Here is a 12,920-nt window from a genome sequence, read left to right on the forward strand (position 1 = left end):
AGGAAATAATTCCTCTTTTGCAAGAATTTGAGTTCTACACAAATTTTGACTCCATAAACAGAAATTCAAAAAGAAACAAAGAATTAGTGTAGCTTTTCTCAAATCAATATCTTATTATCACTCATAACTTCCGATTTATTCTGCGCATATTCATAACCTTGTTCCCACCATTCTTTCATAACATCTTTATTAAAGATTAAGGCGTTATCAGTTAATTTTATTGGAGTATAATATAAGTTAAGTTTAACATTTTTATTACTTGCCATAAGTTTTCCAATAGCAATATCGTGTTTTTCGACTTGATCTAAAGCAATTCGGAATAAATCAATCATCAGAGAAAACGGGTTTTTACCAATAACTGTTTTTGTTGTATTTACTTCTGTTTCTAAAACAATAACATCAATTTCAGTAGCTCCTCTGTTGATTGCTTCGCGTATTGGAACCAAACTTGAGAATCCTCCGTCTCCATATTCACAGTTGTTTTTTTCAACTAAACTCATAAAAGGAACATAGTTGCTGGAAATCCAAGACCACTCGCAAAACTCCTCGTAACTACAATCTTTTACCGATTTATATTCTGATTCGTTTTTGGTAAAATTAGTTACCGTCACAATAACATCAGTTTTCAGTTTTTTAAGGTTATTGAAATCAGATAGAGAAAAGTTATTTTGGATGTATTTCTTTAATCCTTTGCTTTCTCCAAAAGTTCGTTTTCCTTTAAAAAACTGACGTAAAACATTAAAGTGATTAATAGTTACAATATCAACTCCATCTTTACTTTTAACAACAAAAGGGCAGATATTAAAAATACTCGCCATTGTAACATTGGTATAAACAGAATGTATTTTTTTAATATGACCGAGAGCTAAATGCGGAATTAATAAACTCCCTGTTGAAGTTCCTATAAACAAATCGTATTCGTGCTTTTTTTCTTCTATTAAATACTGGGCAACACCGCCGGCAAAAGCGCCTTTACTGCCACCACCTGAAATAACCAATGCTCTCATAAAATATATTGTAGGTTTTATTTTGGATTTTATTCAAGAAAATAGATACTAGAACATAGAAAATAGACTTCTCAAATATCTATTTTCTTTACTCTATTTTCTATGCTCTACTCTTTCAATAAACGCTCTAATTGAAATTGTTCATCGGGGTTTAAATTAGGCAAAATTCTATTAAATGAAGCACGCATTTCAGGATTTTTTAATAAAAGCCGGATCGTATCTCTTCCAAACTTCGAAAACTGCCACATATGATGTGTCGTTGCTCCAACTAAATTACTCAAAACCTGATCGTTAATTATTTTAAAAGCAATTAATTTTTCTAAAGCATTTTGTCTAGTTGTAGCTTCATATTTAGTAGAAGAAAAAGCTGTTAATTCATTGATTAAAGACTCAGGATCAGAAGTGTAATTTGTCGTTGATAATGCAAGTGAAAGCCACAATGTACGAAGATTGTAATCATTAAAACCAATCCAGTTTTTAGATTTATCCAAATATTCTGCTCTATGAGAGGGAAAATTTCTCCAAAGCCAATACAAGGCTATTTCTTGTGTTTGATAAGATTTATCATCTAGTAAAGTTTCATAATTTGCTCTGAAGTCTTCCGGGATTTTAGTTAAAGTTTCGGCTACATTTTGTCGAACCTGAATATCATTGGTTTCTAATGCTAAAAGTAGAAGCTCTTTCTTTGCTTCATATTTTTCATTTTCCAATTGATCTACAATCGCTTCTTTTACGGAACGATAAACATTAGATTCTAAAGTAGCTTTTAGAATATCTGCTTTTTCAGTTAAAGTTGTTTTCTTCAGCTTGTCAATTTCCAGTCTCTTCTCAATTGTTTTATTCTTGCTCAGTAATGCATTCGCTGTTGATGTATCAAAAGTTGTTGATTCCAGCCATGTTTTCTGAAACTTGTCTAAATCAAAATCGCAAACTTTTCTAATTTCGTCGAAGAAATTCTGTGTATTTACCGTTTTATAAGCATACTTATTCAAATAGCTTTTTATTGCCTTTTTAAAAGCTTTATCTCCAATAGATTCATGCAAAACAAATAAAGTCCAAGCTCCTTTTTCGTAAAATGTAAGTGAACTTGCCTTTTCATTTAACACTGGAATTGTATCCGTTCTGGAGGCAAATTTGATTTGCTGTGCGGTATCGTATAACTTGGAATAAAAATAATCTTCTCCATAAATGTCTTTTTCCGCCAATAAAGCAAAATAAGTTGCAAATCCTTCTTGAAGCCAATGATGTGTACTGCTTTCTGCTGTGATTAAATCGCCAAACCAATGATGCGCCAATTCATGAGCATCAACATTGGTATAATTTCGATCGCAGAAACCAATTGAATCTACAACATAACGAGTCGCAAAAAGTGTCGAAGTTGTATTTTCCATTCCCGCATATAAAAAATCACGAACTGGAATTTGCCTATTAATCTGCCAAGGATATTTAACTCCGATTTCTTTCTCCAGAAAATCAAAAATACGTTTTGAATAACGATAAGTCGGTTCAAAACGATTGGAATCTTTTGGCTCGTAATAATACTCTAATGGAATTCTGCTTTTAGATTTAAATTCTTTTTTATCGAATTTTCCAATTGCCAACATCAGTAAATAGGAACTCATTGGTTTTTCCATTTTGTACTGCCAATAAATTAGATTTCCATCTTCTTTCTTTTCTTTTAAAAGTCCATTTGAAACAACCTGATATTCCTTATCAAATGAAATTCCTAAATTGAAAATTAGTTTCTCATTTACATCATCAAAACTTGGAAACCAATTGCTGGTATATCTCCCTTGTCCCTGTGTCCAGATCTGAACTTCGTCATTTTCAATATCAACAAAATATAAGGCTTGTTTTGGTTTTGTTTTATAATTGAAAGTTAAACGATTTTGGCCTTTCTCAAAATGAGAAATCAATTTTAATTGTTTATTATTATTTTGAATGACTACTTCTTTGTCATTGATTTTAACATTGGAAAATTCCATTTTTTTAGCGTCAAGCGAAATGGTGTCACAATCATTTAAAACCTCAAATTGAAAATCAACGGCGCCAGAAATTGTTTTTTCTTTTGAATTCAAAGACAATTGTCCTGAAACCGATTTGAAATCAACATTCTGTGTTTGCTGTGCAAAAATAAAACTGGTAAATAATAGGAGAATATATTTCATTGAAAATTTTATTTTAAAGAATCTGTATCCCAAGATATTGGATTGTGCTTAATATAATCGTAAATCTTTTAAAAAGTTTTGTAATTTCTAACAATATGATCGTGATAATTGGTTTGCCAAATTGATTCTGTACCGTTTATCTGTTTGGTCGTTATCGATTTAAAAATTGCTACAAAGGATGAAATTGAATTAGATTTTCGAGAAAATTTAGATTCGCTACATTTCTTTGTTGATATACTGGATGTAGACGCACTGCAGTGCGTCTCTACGATATTCGTTGTGGATAATTTGGAATCTATGATTTCATCAGATTGGCATTGTAGAGACGCACTGCAGTGCGTCTCCGCAACGTTTATCGACAAAGATTCGTTGCATTCTGTTGTGGATATGCTGGGCGTAGACGCACCGCTGTGCGTCTCTACGATACATGACGTCGTATTCGTTTCGGTCGAAATATCTTCGTTTTGAATTTCAATTAATAAATGTATGTGATTTGGCATAATAATCCAGTTATGGAAAAACCAATTTTTTCGGATTTTAATCGATCTCAAAAGTTCTCTTTCAAGAATCTGTCCATTTTCATTTAAAATCATTTTATCTTCTTCAATATTTCCGAAAATTGATTCTCTGTTTTTTGTCACTATCGTGATAAAATAAACAGCTTCACTAGAATAATCCCAATTTTTTAATCGGTTAGAATCGGTTTTAAATTTATCATTATACAACATCATCATTTTGGCATGTAAAATCCCAAAGTTACAAACCTTTCACAAACAAATAGAATGAAATTTGTAAGTTTACATTATAAAATACAAAATCGTGCCTACACCCAAAAAAGCCTTATTTAATTGGAGCAGCGGAAAAGATTCTTCTTTGGCTCTTTATAAAATACTACAAAATCCTGATTACAAAATTGAATATTTGCTGACTAGCGTAAACCAGCAATACCAGCGAATTTCTATGCATGGCGTTCGTGTAGACCTATTACAATCACAGGCCGAAAGCATTGGAATTCCATTAAAAATTATGGAAATTCCCGAAATGCCTACAATGGAAGTTTATGAAAATGTAATGATGGAAACGCTGATAGAATTAAAAACTAAAGGTGTCAAATATTCTGTTTTTGGAGACATTTTTTTGGAAGATTTACGATTGTATCGAGAAAAAAAATTAGAAAAGATTGGCTTTGAAGGTATTTTCCCTATTTGGAAAATACCGACCCGAGATTTGATTCAAGATTTTATTTCATTAGGATTTAAAACTATTGTGGTCTGTGTAAACGAGAAATATTTAGATAAAAGTTTTGTTGGAAGAATTATTGATCAGGATTTTATAAACGATTTACCTAAAAACGTTGATGTTTGTGGTGAAAATGGAGAATTCCACACTTTTACTTTTGACGGCCCTATTTTTTCTAAACCAATTGATTTTGAAATTGGTGAGATTGTTTATCGAAAATATGAGAAACCTGAAAATCAAAATTCATCTAAGACCGCATGTGATACAAATGATCAAACGGCTTTTGATTTTGGATTTTGGTACTGTGATTTAATTAAAAAATAATGAAGGCTTTTTATAATAAAATTGCACTTGCAACAACCATAATTGTAGTTTCTTTTTCTCTACAAAGCTGTTTAGTAAATAGATGTAAAAGACCGCAAATTATGGGTTATATTTACGATTCAGAAACTAAACTTCCAATTGCAAACTGTAAAGTTGGTGAAACTTTAAGTCAACAAAACGGCTACTTTTCTTTGGATGAAAAACGTTACCACCAATTTACTTTTTTTGGTTTTGAAGCCCCAACTTTAATGGTAAACGAACCAATAAACAAAGAAGGTTATGAATCACAGCAAATCAATTTTATGCAAACTTTTGGAGGCGGAATGAAAAAAGGAGCCTTGCATAAAATGGATACATTATACTTAAAAAAGACACTAATTAAGTAGATTGGTCAATCCAGGTTTTTAAAAACCATTGATTGTCTTTTAATTCAAAAATATAATCCACATAAATTCCATTATCGAGACCGCGCTGCTGAATTGTAGCTTTATGTTTCTTTATAGATATCGTTCGTTTCAAATACTTTTCGTCTGCCTTATTATTCAATTTTAGCACTTTATATTTATCTTTTGCCATGGTGTAGTCTGATAATTCAAAATCATCGTTGTTCATTTGATACTTCAAAGGAAAAATCACTCTGCTGACCTGAAATTTCGGATCTTCATTGAATTTCTTAAAAAACATATTAAAATCTTCAGGAGCTGTTTTTGCAGTTTGAGCGTAAACAGCAGAAGTTAAACTCATCGTAAAAACAAAAAACATTAAAAGATACTTTTTCATTATTCTGAATACATATTAAGCAAATTAGTCACTGTATTCCAGTTTCTAATAGTTGAAATTACATTTAATTTTTTCTCGATATATTTTTGATCAAAACGTGTTTTTCCAGCTCCAACAGCATATTTTATAAAAATTCTGTTTTCATCAATGCTGGCTTCATCAGGTTTAAACTGACTGATTTTAAGATCATTTATACTTTCTTTCTTCAGTGAAGTTGAAACAAAAGCTACGTAAAGCTTCTTAGTATCAATCTCTTTTTCTTTCAAAAACGGATTATTAGCAAAACAAGATTCTAAATTTTCTTTAGTAATCATTACAACGGGAACTTCATGCCCAAAAACTTTAAAAATTTCCTGTTTAATCATAAATCCGACTTTAGCAGCATCTTCTTCACTATCTACAAAAACATTTCCAGATTGCAGATAAGTCCGAATATTTTGAAAGCCTAAATTTTCCAGCATTGCTTTTAAAGCTTCCATTTTCATCATATTATGACCAGAAACGTTGATTCCTCGTAAAAGAGCTAAATGTGTTATCATTCTTTTTAAATTTATTCAAAGATAAAAATTCCTTTTTAGGATTATTCCACTTCGTCTCCTATTTCGATATCAAATTTTGTTAGAAAATCGTTCAGTCTTCTTTTATACTTTTCTTTGGCCTCATTTATAATCACTTCTGTTTCTTCATTTGATTCTATGGCGTCAAAATTAAATTCTCTTTTTACCCAATCGTGAAATTCGTCTTTATTTTCATTTTCGCTGTAGTATTCTTCATCTTTGTAAAAATAACAGTAATCAAAATCAACGGAAATTTCAGTGTCCAAAGTCAGCAAGTGAATTAATTTACGGATATTTTCTGCCACAACATGAATTCCTCCTTCATCACCAAAAACAACTATCGGACAATTATTTAAATCCTCATCAATAAGCCAATAAGCATAGGAACTTCCTGAGCCATTTGCGCCAGCAAATTCAATAAAACTATTGTAAAATTCTTCTTCTTCAGACCAAGTTTTTATTCCTGTTTTATCATTCATTACTAATAATCCAAAACATTCCGAATAAGTTTCTGAGCCGTATTCTTGCTGAAATTCATACAATCTTACTAAATCTTCTGGAATCTTATAATTTCCAAATTGAACCGCAAAATCTTCTAATGAAAAACTGCTGTCATATTCCGCATATTCAGTCTCATCGTCTTCATCTTCATCAGAATCGGTTTCTGCTGTAAGAACTTCAAAAGCTTTTATAGCGGCAGCTTTTACGCAATACATTTCTATTCCGGGTGCAGTTTCGTTATTAATCCATTGGTATTTTGGATTTCCTTCTTCATCTTGATATTCCAGTATCAGCATGATTTCTTCATTATCGTGACACCACAAAGCTCTCATTTGAATATTAAAGCCATTTCCAATTTCTTCGGAAATCTGACTGTAATTGAGTCCTTCATAAACAAAAGGAACATATTGATATTCTGTCTCAGAAATCTTTTCACGAATTCTTCCATCGTTTTTTTCAGATAAAACCTGAACCATTTCTATAAACTGATTGCGGAAATCAGTAAATAAATATTGATCTGATTTATCGTAATCTATAATTGAAAGTCCTTCTTTAAAAACGTCTAAATAGTTATTGCCTAATATTTCTGTCCCGTAACTTGTGTATTCAATAAAATCATCATTAACAATATCCGACAATTTATGAGTTGAAGGAAAGTAGTTTTCGACCATAATAACCGACCCATCTGTATCTGTAACGCTGCTGCAGATTAACACATCTGGCCTATTTACATTCACGATTGCCTGAACATCTGTAAAACGTTCGAAATGCATCCACATATCATCACTGTAGATTAACCAAGCTGTAATATTTCCTTTTACAAAAAGTTCTCCATGATTATATTCTCCAGTTAGAACATCGCATTTTAAACCACCTCCTAAATAATGTACACTTCCAAACAAAGTTATATTGACGGTAGTTGTTTTTCCAAATACTATTAAAGCAGGAGAATTATCAGTATCGTAAGAGGTTATTAATTTACTGACATTAAGATTTCCTTTAAAAATAAAACCTAGAATAAAGATATCCGGATGTTGTTCTGTACTGAAATCCATTTCAAACAAATCCATTTCGACATCTTCTTCTGCCAAAAGAAATAACGGATTTTCTTCATAATCAGGAAAACGCCAAGTGTCTTCAAAAACATTATAGATTTTTTGATCTTTAAAATCGGTAAGATCTCCAATAATCTCATGTGCTTCATGTCGGTTGATTACTTTGAATGTAACACCAGAAAATATCATAGTTTCAAAAGGAACTTTTTCTTCTTTGCTCATATTTGGGGCTTATACTTTTTAAAATGCTTTAACAAATCTAAGAATTATCTTTTTTATTAAAACAATACTGATATTAAATAAAAAAACTCCGATAGTTTTCTAACGAAGTTTTACAAGTTTTTTTAATATTAAAAATTTATTCTGCTTTCTTAAATACTCTATATCTCCCACATGATGATGCCTGATCAACCAAATAATCCATTTGGTTTATTTTAAAAGTTTCAGTTAAAGCACCACTTGTGCAATTTGATATCAGTTCGTTAGTGCTTAAATAAGTTAAAACAAAACTAGTTCCAGCATCATTTTTTACGATCTCATATTTACCCGAAAGAGATTTATTGCCTTCACTATACGGCACCGTTTTAACGAAGGTTTGATTTTTATTAAATTCATAATAAACTTCCATACCAGCAATACTATTAGCAGCAGGATTTGGAACCTCAATCCATTTTCCGTAATAAACTGAATTAGGAGACTTAGTGTCATCTGAATCGTTAGAACAAGAAGTTAAAGAAATAAACAATACGATTAAAAGTCCAATTTTTTTCATTATTTTAAGGTTTTATGATTATTAACTATTATTAAGATTTTACTTCCTTAAAATAGTTGCGTTAATTTTTACATGGTAACGAAAGCTTAACATTCAAAACCTTAAGAACCATATTTGACTTTCAAAATTCCCAATTAAAATCTATCTTCGCTTTTTTAAAGAAAATAGAGAAAAGAACATAGAATAAAGAGTATAAAGTTTAAAATCTATGTTCTAAGTTCCATACTCTTTATTCTAAATCAAAAATCTAAAATAATTTAATGTCTAATAATCTCCTAGATACTCCAATCGAATACTTAAAAGGTGTTGGGCCAAGCCGTGGTCAGCTTCTTCGTAAGGAATTGGGTATTCATAAATATGAGGATTTAGTCAATTTTTATCCCAATCGATATATTGACAGAACACGTTATTATAAGATTAATGAACTACAGAATACAGGTTCTGAAGTACAGATTATCGGCAAAATAATTAACATTAAAACCGTTGAATTTGCCAAAAATAAGAAACGTTTAGTAGCTAGTTTTGTTGATGAAACGGGGCAAATTGATCTCAACTGGTTTCAAGGCCATAAGTGGATTCGCGAAAGTTTAAAGTTAAATGAACAACTAGTAATTTTTGGAAAATGTTCTTTGTATGGAAGCCAGTTTAGCATGGCACATCCGGAAATTGAACTTTTAAGCGAACATGAAAAAAGTCTGCGCTCTGCGATGCAGCCTGTTTATCCTTCTACAGAAGCTTTAGCCAACAAAGGCATTTCAAATCGAACCATTAATAAAATGATGGAACAATTGTTTCTAGAAACACAGGCATTATTCACAGAAACTTTTCCGCCTTCTTTAATCGAAGAATTAAAACTGATTCCAAAAAGAGCGGCTTTATTTAATATCCATTTTCCCAAAAGTGCCGATATTTTAGCGAAAGCACAATTTCGATTGAAATTTGAAGAATTGTTCTTTATTCAGCTGCAGTTAATTACCAAAAATTTAATTCGAAAACATAAAATTAAAGGCCATCCATTTACAAAAGTGGGTGAACTTTTTAATGCATTTTATAAAAATCACCTTCCTTTTGATTTGACAAACGCACAAAAAAGGGTAATCAAAGAAATCCGAACTGACATGGGGAGCAACGCCCAAATGAATCGCCTGCTTCAAGGTGACGTAGGTTCTGGAAAAACGATTGTGGCTTTTATGAGCATGCTTCTGGCAATTGATAATGGCTTTCAGGCTTGTTTGATGGCGCCTACAGAGATTTTAGCCAATCAGCATTTTCTTGGATTATCTCATTTTGCTGAAATGCTTGGCATCAATATTAGAATATTAACGGGCTCAACTAAAACTTCTGAAAGAAAAATTATTCATGAAGAATTAGAAAACGGGACTTTGAAAATCTTGATTGGAACGCATGCCTTACTGGAAGACAAAGTGAAATTTCAAAACTTAGGTTTGTCTGTAATTGACGAACAGCATCGTTTTGGTGTAGAACAGCGCTCTAAATTGTGGAAGAAAAATGATATTCCTCCGCACGTTTTGGTTATGACTGCCACTCCTATTCCAAGAACTTTAGCAATGAGTTTATACGGCGATTTGGATATTTCCGTAATTGATGAACTGCCTCCGGGAAGAAAACCAATTCAAACTGTACATCGTTTTGATTCTAATCGATTAAAAGTTTGGAAATTTCTTCGTGATGAAATTGCAAAGGGAAGACAAATTTATATCGTTTATCCATTAATTCAGGAATCTGAAAAAATGGATTACAAAGATTTAATGGACGGTTACGAAAGTATTTCACGTGATTTTCCGCTGCCACAATATTCGATTTCGATTTTGCATGGAAAAATGAAACCAGCAGATAAAGATTCCGAAATGAAACGTTTTTCTGAAGGAAAAACAAACATAATGGTGGCTACAACAGTTATTGAAGTTGGTGTAAATGTTCCAAACGCCAGTGTAATGATCATAGAAAGTGCCGAACGATTTGGTCTTTCGCAATTACACCAATTGCGTGGCCGTGTTGGCCGTGGTGCAGAACAGAGCTATTGCATTTTAATGACAGGACATAAATTAAGTTCTGACAGTAAAACAAGAATGGAAACAATGGTTCAGGCCAATGATGGTTTTGAAATAGCCGAAGTAGATTTAAAACTTCGTGGTCCCGGTGATTTAATGGGAACACAGCAAAGTGGTGTTTTAAATCTTCAAATTGCTGATATTGTAAAAGACAGAGAAATTTTATCTCTAGCAAGAAATTATGCTCTGAAAATATTAAAGGAAGATTCTGCTCTTCAAAAACCTGAAAATGCGATTTTAAGAGCTATTTTCATTGAATTGACTAAGAAGAAAAATATTTGGAATTATATTTCGTAATGGGACAAAGATGCAGAGTGGCAAAGTTACAAAGTCTTTAATTTAAGTGACTTTATAAAGCTTTGTAACTTTGCCACTCTGTTACTTTGTACCTCAAAAAAAATACACTTCACTGCATCTCACTTAAAATAAGTTTTTAAATATTCAGGTGATTTAGATTTGTTGGGGGCAAATTTTTTATTGAATATTAAATGATACAATGAAGCATATTCTTAGAAATCTTATTTCTTTGAAGGATTCTTATCAAATAATCCGCTGAAAAGACCTTTGCTTATTTTGTTTTTATCATCTTTTCCTGTTGCGATTAAATGATCAACATATTCCATATAAGTCTTTTTTCGTTCCTCTAAGAAACCAACAAGATATTCTTCGGAGGCATGAATGCCGCTGGTTTCTTCGATCTGCAAAAGTTTTTTATACAAAGGCTCGATAAATTTGACTATAATATCATTTGGAACCGATTTTCGAGTTCCAAAGAAACCAACAATTTCTCCGTCGGTATCGGCGATAATTTTGAAATCAGTTACAACCCAGTAATAACGGCCTGTTTTGGCCATATTTTTTATAATTACATGAATGTTTTCACTTGATTTAATGCTGTCCCATAGAAATTTAAAAATTACTTTGGGCATATCTGGATGTCTAACAATATTGTGGGGCTGTCCAACAAGTTCGAATTCGTCATAACCAGAAACATCTATAAAGTCTTCATTGGCATATAAAATGGTTCCTTTTTTGTCGGTCTTACTAAGCAGCACTTTACTCTTATTCCAATCTACTTCTCTATCTGAAGGTGTTGGACGATTAATTCTGGTATCCATATCTTTTACATTTAAATTAATTTACAATTCGATTAAGCGCATAAAAGAATTCTTAAATAATTTTTAATTTAACTCAATTTCTAAAACAAGCAGAATATTTCTGATTTTATGAAACACAATTCCTAATTCATATTCAAGCCATTCGGGAATTTCATTATTAACAGCCAGATTTAGATTGTGAATATCATTTGTAATCTGAATTAATTTTTTATATTGATAATCAAGATCATGTACTTGAAAATTATCTCTATATCCTTTTAGAATATCAGCAACTTCTAAAGCGAATTCTGAATCGGCTCCAATTTTATCGATTGAATTTAATGTAATGGTGTCACTCAAAAAATGATTAATAGTTTTTTTTAAATTATGCAGTGTAGGGACTGCACTAGGCAAATCATACTTAAACATACAACAGGGTTAAAAAATTAATATTGGGGGATAAATCTTAATTAGTTAAGGCTAATTTCTGCTGTTTGTTGATTTGACATGAATATCATTAACCAAATCATCAATTTTTTTGGCACTTTCTCTCATCATTTCCAAATAAGACAAAAGCTTATCGTTATCTGTATGACCTTTCGAAACGTCTATGAGTTTTAAAACCGAATTTACTGGTAATTTTAAATCTAAAGTGGTTCTATGAATAAAATCATTGTAGTCTTTTGTTGCCGACATTGAGCTGTATTTTGCAGAAGCCAATTTCATGTTTTCTAATTCGTATTCATCAGAGATTTTTGAAATATGATTTTCGCTATGCTCTTTAAAATAGTAAGCCCAGTAGCCATTCATAAAAAACACAACTGCCGCTAGAACAGTATGAATAATAAGTGTTTCTAAGTCGAAGTTTACTTGAGAAAAATAAACTTGAAGTCCGTTTGCATCATTATAAACGAAATTCTGAAGATACGCCAAACCAGCATGATGCAATATAACCAAAAGAGTTAACGGAATCTGTAATTTCCAGTTCTGATATACAATTAATATAGTACTGGCAATAAATACCGTAAAATGCATTTCGAACATACCATGCATTTGATAAATATACTGCGCCATAAAAATGGATAAAACAACAGCCAGTACATACTGGTAAAACTTAGAATTCTTTATAAAAAACTTTGCAGAATAATAAGCCAAAAGATTCAGCGTCCCGACTCCAACGCCAATTTCGAAAGTGTCATATTTAAAAGACAACCCTATACCGAGTAAAAAATACACGGCAAGTACATAATTAATAATAGTATCTGACTTTTGAGTCATAGTTGACATAAAACTGTGCAGATAATCTTGTTCGTTTAAGCTAGCTTTAGTTTTCATAGGTTTTAGTTTT

Annotated in this window: 13 protein-coding genes; 3 read left to right on the forward strand and 10 right to left on the reverse strand. The window is 31.5% G+C overall.

Annotation, left to right across the window (positions count from 1 at the left end; genetic code table 11):
• Nucleotides 1-98 precede the first annotated feature (98 nt).
• The 3 genes from GSY47_RS24620 to GSY47_RS24630 all read right to left on the reverse strand — a co-directional run bounded on the left by GSY47_RS24620 (nucleotide 99) and on the right by GSY47_RS24630 (nucleotide 3,906).
• Nucleotides 99-1,007 carry a patatin-like phospholipase family protein gene (locus GSY47_RS24620; protein WP_179004625.1) on the reverse strand — a complete coding sequence of 303 codons (909 nt, stop codon included), beginning with the start codon at nucleotides 1,005-1,007 and terminating at the stop codon, nucleotides 99-101.
• A 107-nt stretch (nucleotides 1,008-1,114) separates the two neighbouring features.
• Nucleotides 1,115-3,175: a M1 family metallopeptidase gene (locus tag GSY47_RS24625; RefSeq protein ID WP_179004627.1), complete on the reverse strand. Its 2,061-nt coding sequence runs from the start codon at nucleotides 3,173-3,175 to the stop codon at nucleotides 1,115-1,117.
• A gap of 68 nt (nucleotides 3,176-3,243) precedes the next feature.
• On the reverse strand, nucleotides 3,244-3,906 hold the full coding sequence (locus GSY47_RS24630) for a transposase (RefSeq protein ID WP_179004629.1): 663 nt from the start codon (nucleotides 3,904-3,906) through the stop codon (nucleotides 3,244-3,246).
• 88 nt (nucleotides 3,907-3,994) lie between these two features.
• On the opposite strand from GSY47_RS24630, the gene GSY47_RS24635 reads away from it, so the two are divergent.
• Nucleotides 3,995-4,738, forward strand: coding sequence for a Dph6-related ATP pyrophosphatase (locus GSY47_RS24635; protein WP_179004631.1), 744 nt, complete (start codon nucleotides 3,995-3,997; stop codon nucleotides 4,736-4,738).
• A 101-nt stretch (nucleotides 4,739-4,839) separates the two neighbouring features.
• Nucleotides 4,840-5,124 carry a hypothetical protein gene (locus GSY47_RS24640; protein WP_246611387.1) on the forward strand — a complete coding sequence of 95 codons (285 nt, stop codon included), beginning with the start codon at nucleotides 4,840-4,842 and terminating at the stop codon, nucleotides 5,122-5,124.
• On the opposite strand, the gene GSY47_RS24645 is transcribed toward GSY47_RS24640, so the two are convergent.
• The 4 genes from GSY47_RS24645 to GSY47_RS24660 all read right to left on the reverse strand — a co-directional run bounded on the left by GSY47_RS24645 (nucleotide 5,117) and on the right by GSY47_RS24660 (nucleotide 8,403).
• On the reverse strand, nucleotides 5,117-5,518 hold the full coding sequence (locus GSY47_RS24645; RefSeq protein WP_179004636.1) for a DUF4348 domain-containing protein: 402 nt from the start codon (nucleotides 5,516-5,518) through the stop codon (nucleotides 5,117-5,119). The two genes, GSY47_RS24640 and GSY47_RS24645, sit on opposite strands and share 8 nt — an antisense overlap.
• A complete protein-coding gene (locus GSY47_RS24650) occupies nucleotides 5,518-6,057 on the reverse strand; it encodes a DUF1697 domain-containing protein (protein WP_179004638.1) in 540 nt (179 codons plus the stop codon). Before GSY47_RS24650 ends, GSY47_RS24645 begins: the two co-directional genes overlap by 1 nt.
• 41 nt (nucleotides 6,058-6,098) lie before the next feature.
• Nucleotides 6,099-7,853, reverse strand: coding sequence for a hypothetical protein (locus tag GSY47_RS24655; protein WP_179004640.1), 1,755 nt, complete (start codon nucleotides 7,851-7,853; stop codon nucleotides 6,099-6,101).
• A 136-nt stretch (nucleotides 7,854-7,989) separates the two neighbouring features.
• Nucleotides 7,990-8,403, reverse strand: a complete 414-nt coding sequence (locus GSY47_RS24660; protein WP_179004642.1) for a hypothetical protein — start codon at nucleotides 8,401-8,403, stop codon at nucleotides 7,990-7,992.
• 260 nt (nucleotides 8,404-8,663) lie between these two features.
• On the opposite strand from GSY47_RS24660, the gene recG reads away from it, so the two are divergent.
• Nucleotides 8,664-10,772, forward strand: a complete 2,109-nt coding sequence (gene recG, locus GSY47_RS24665; RefSeq protein ID WP_219071575.1) for an ATP-dependent DNA helicase RecG — start codon at nucleotides 8,664-8,666, stop codon at nucleotides 10,770-10,772.
• 221 nt (nucleotides 10,773-10,993) lie between these two features.
• On the opposite strand, the gene GSY47_RS24670 is transcribed toward recG, so the two are convergent.
• The 3 genes from GSY47_RS24670 to GSY47_RS24680 all read right to left on the reverse strand — a co-directional run bounded on the left by GSY47_RS24670 (nucleotide 10,994) and on the right by GSY47_RS24680 (nucleotide 12,907).
• Nucleotides 10,994-11,593 carry a PAS domain-containing protein gene (locus tag GSY47_RS24670; protein WP_179004646.1) on the reverse strand — a complete coding sequence of 200 codons (600 nt, stop codon included), beginning with the start codon at nucleotides 11,591-11,593 and terminating at the stop codon, nucleotides 10,994-10,996.
• Between the two features lie 63 nt (nucleotides 11,594-11,656).
• The gene (locus GSY47_RS24675; protein ID WP_179004648.1) at nucleotides 11,657-12,001 is read right to left on the reverse strand and encodes a hypothetical protein; all 345 of its coding nucleotides are present in this window, start codon (nucleotides 11,999-12,001) and stop codon (nucleotides 11,657-11,659) included.
• A 51-nt stretch (nucleotides 12,002-12,052) separates the two neighbouring features.
• Nucleotides 12,053-12,907 (reverse strand): histidine kinase, encoded by an 855-nt coding sequence (locus tag GSY47_RS24680; RefSeq protein WP_179004650.1) that lies wholly within the window; start codon nucleotides 12,905-12,907, stop codon nucleotides 12,053-12,055.
• Nucleotides 12,908-12,920 lie beyond the last annotated feature (13 nt).

The organism is Flavobacterium quisquiliarum (assembly GCF_019308285.1).
In the GTDB taxonomy this organism is placed as follows: domain Bacteria; phylum Bacteroidota; class Bacteroidia; order Flavobacteriales; family Flavobacteriaceae; genus Flavobacterium; species Flavobacterium quisquiliarum.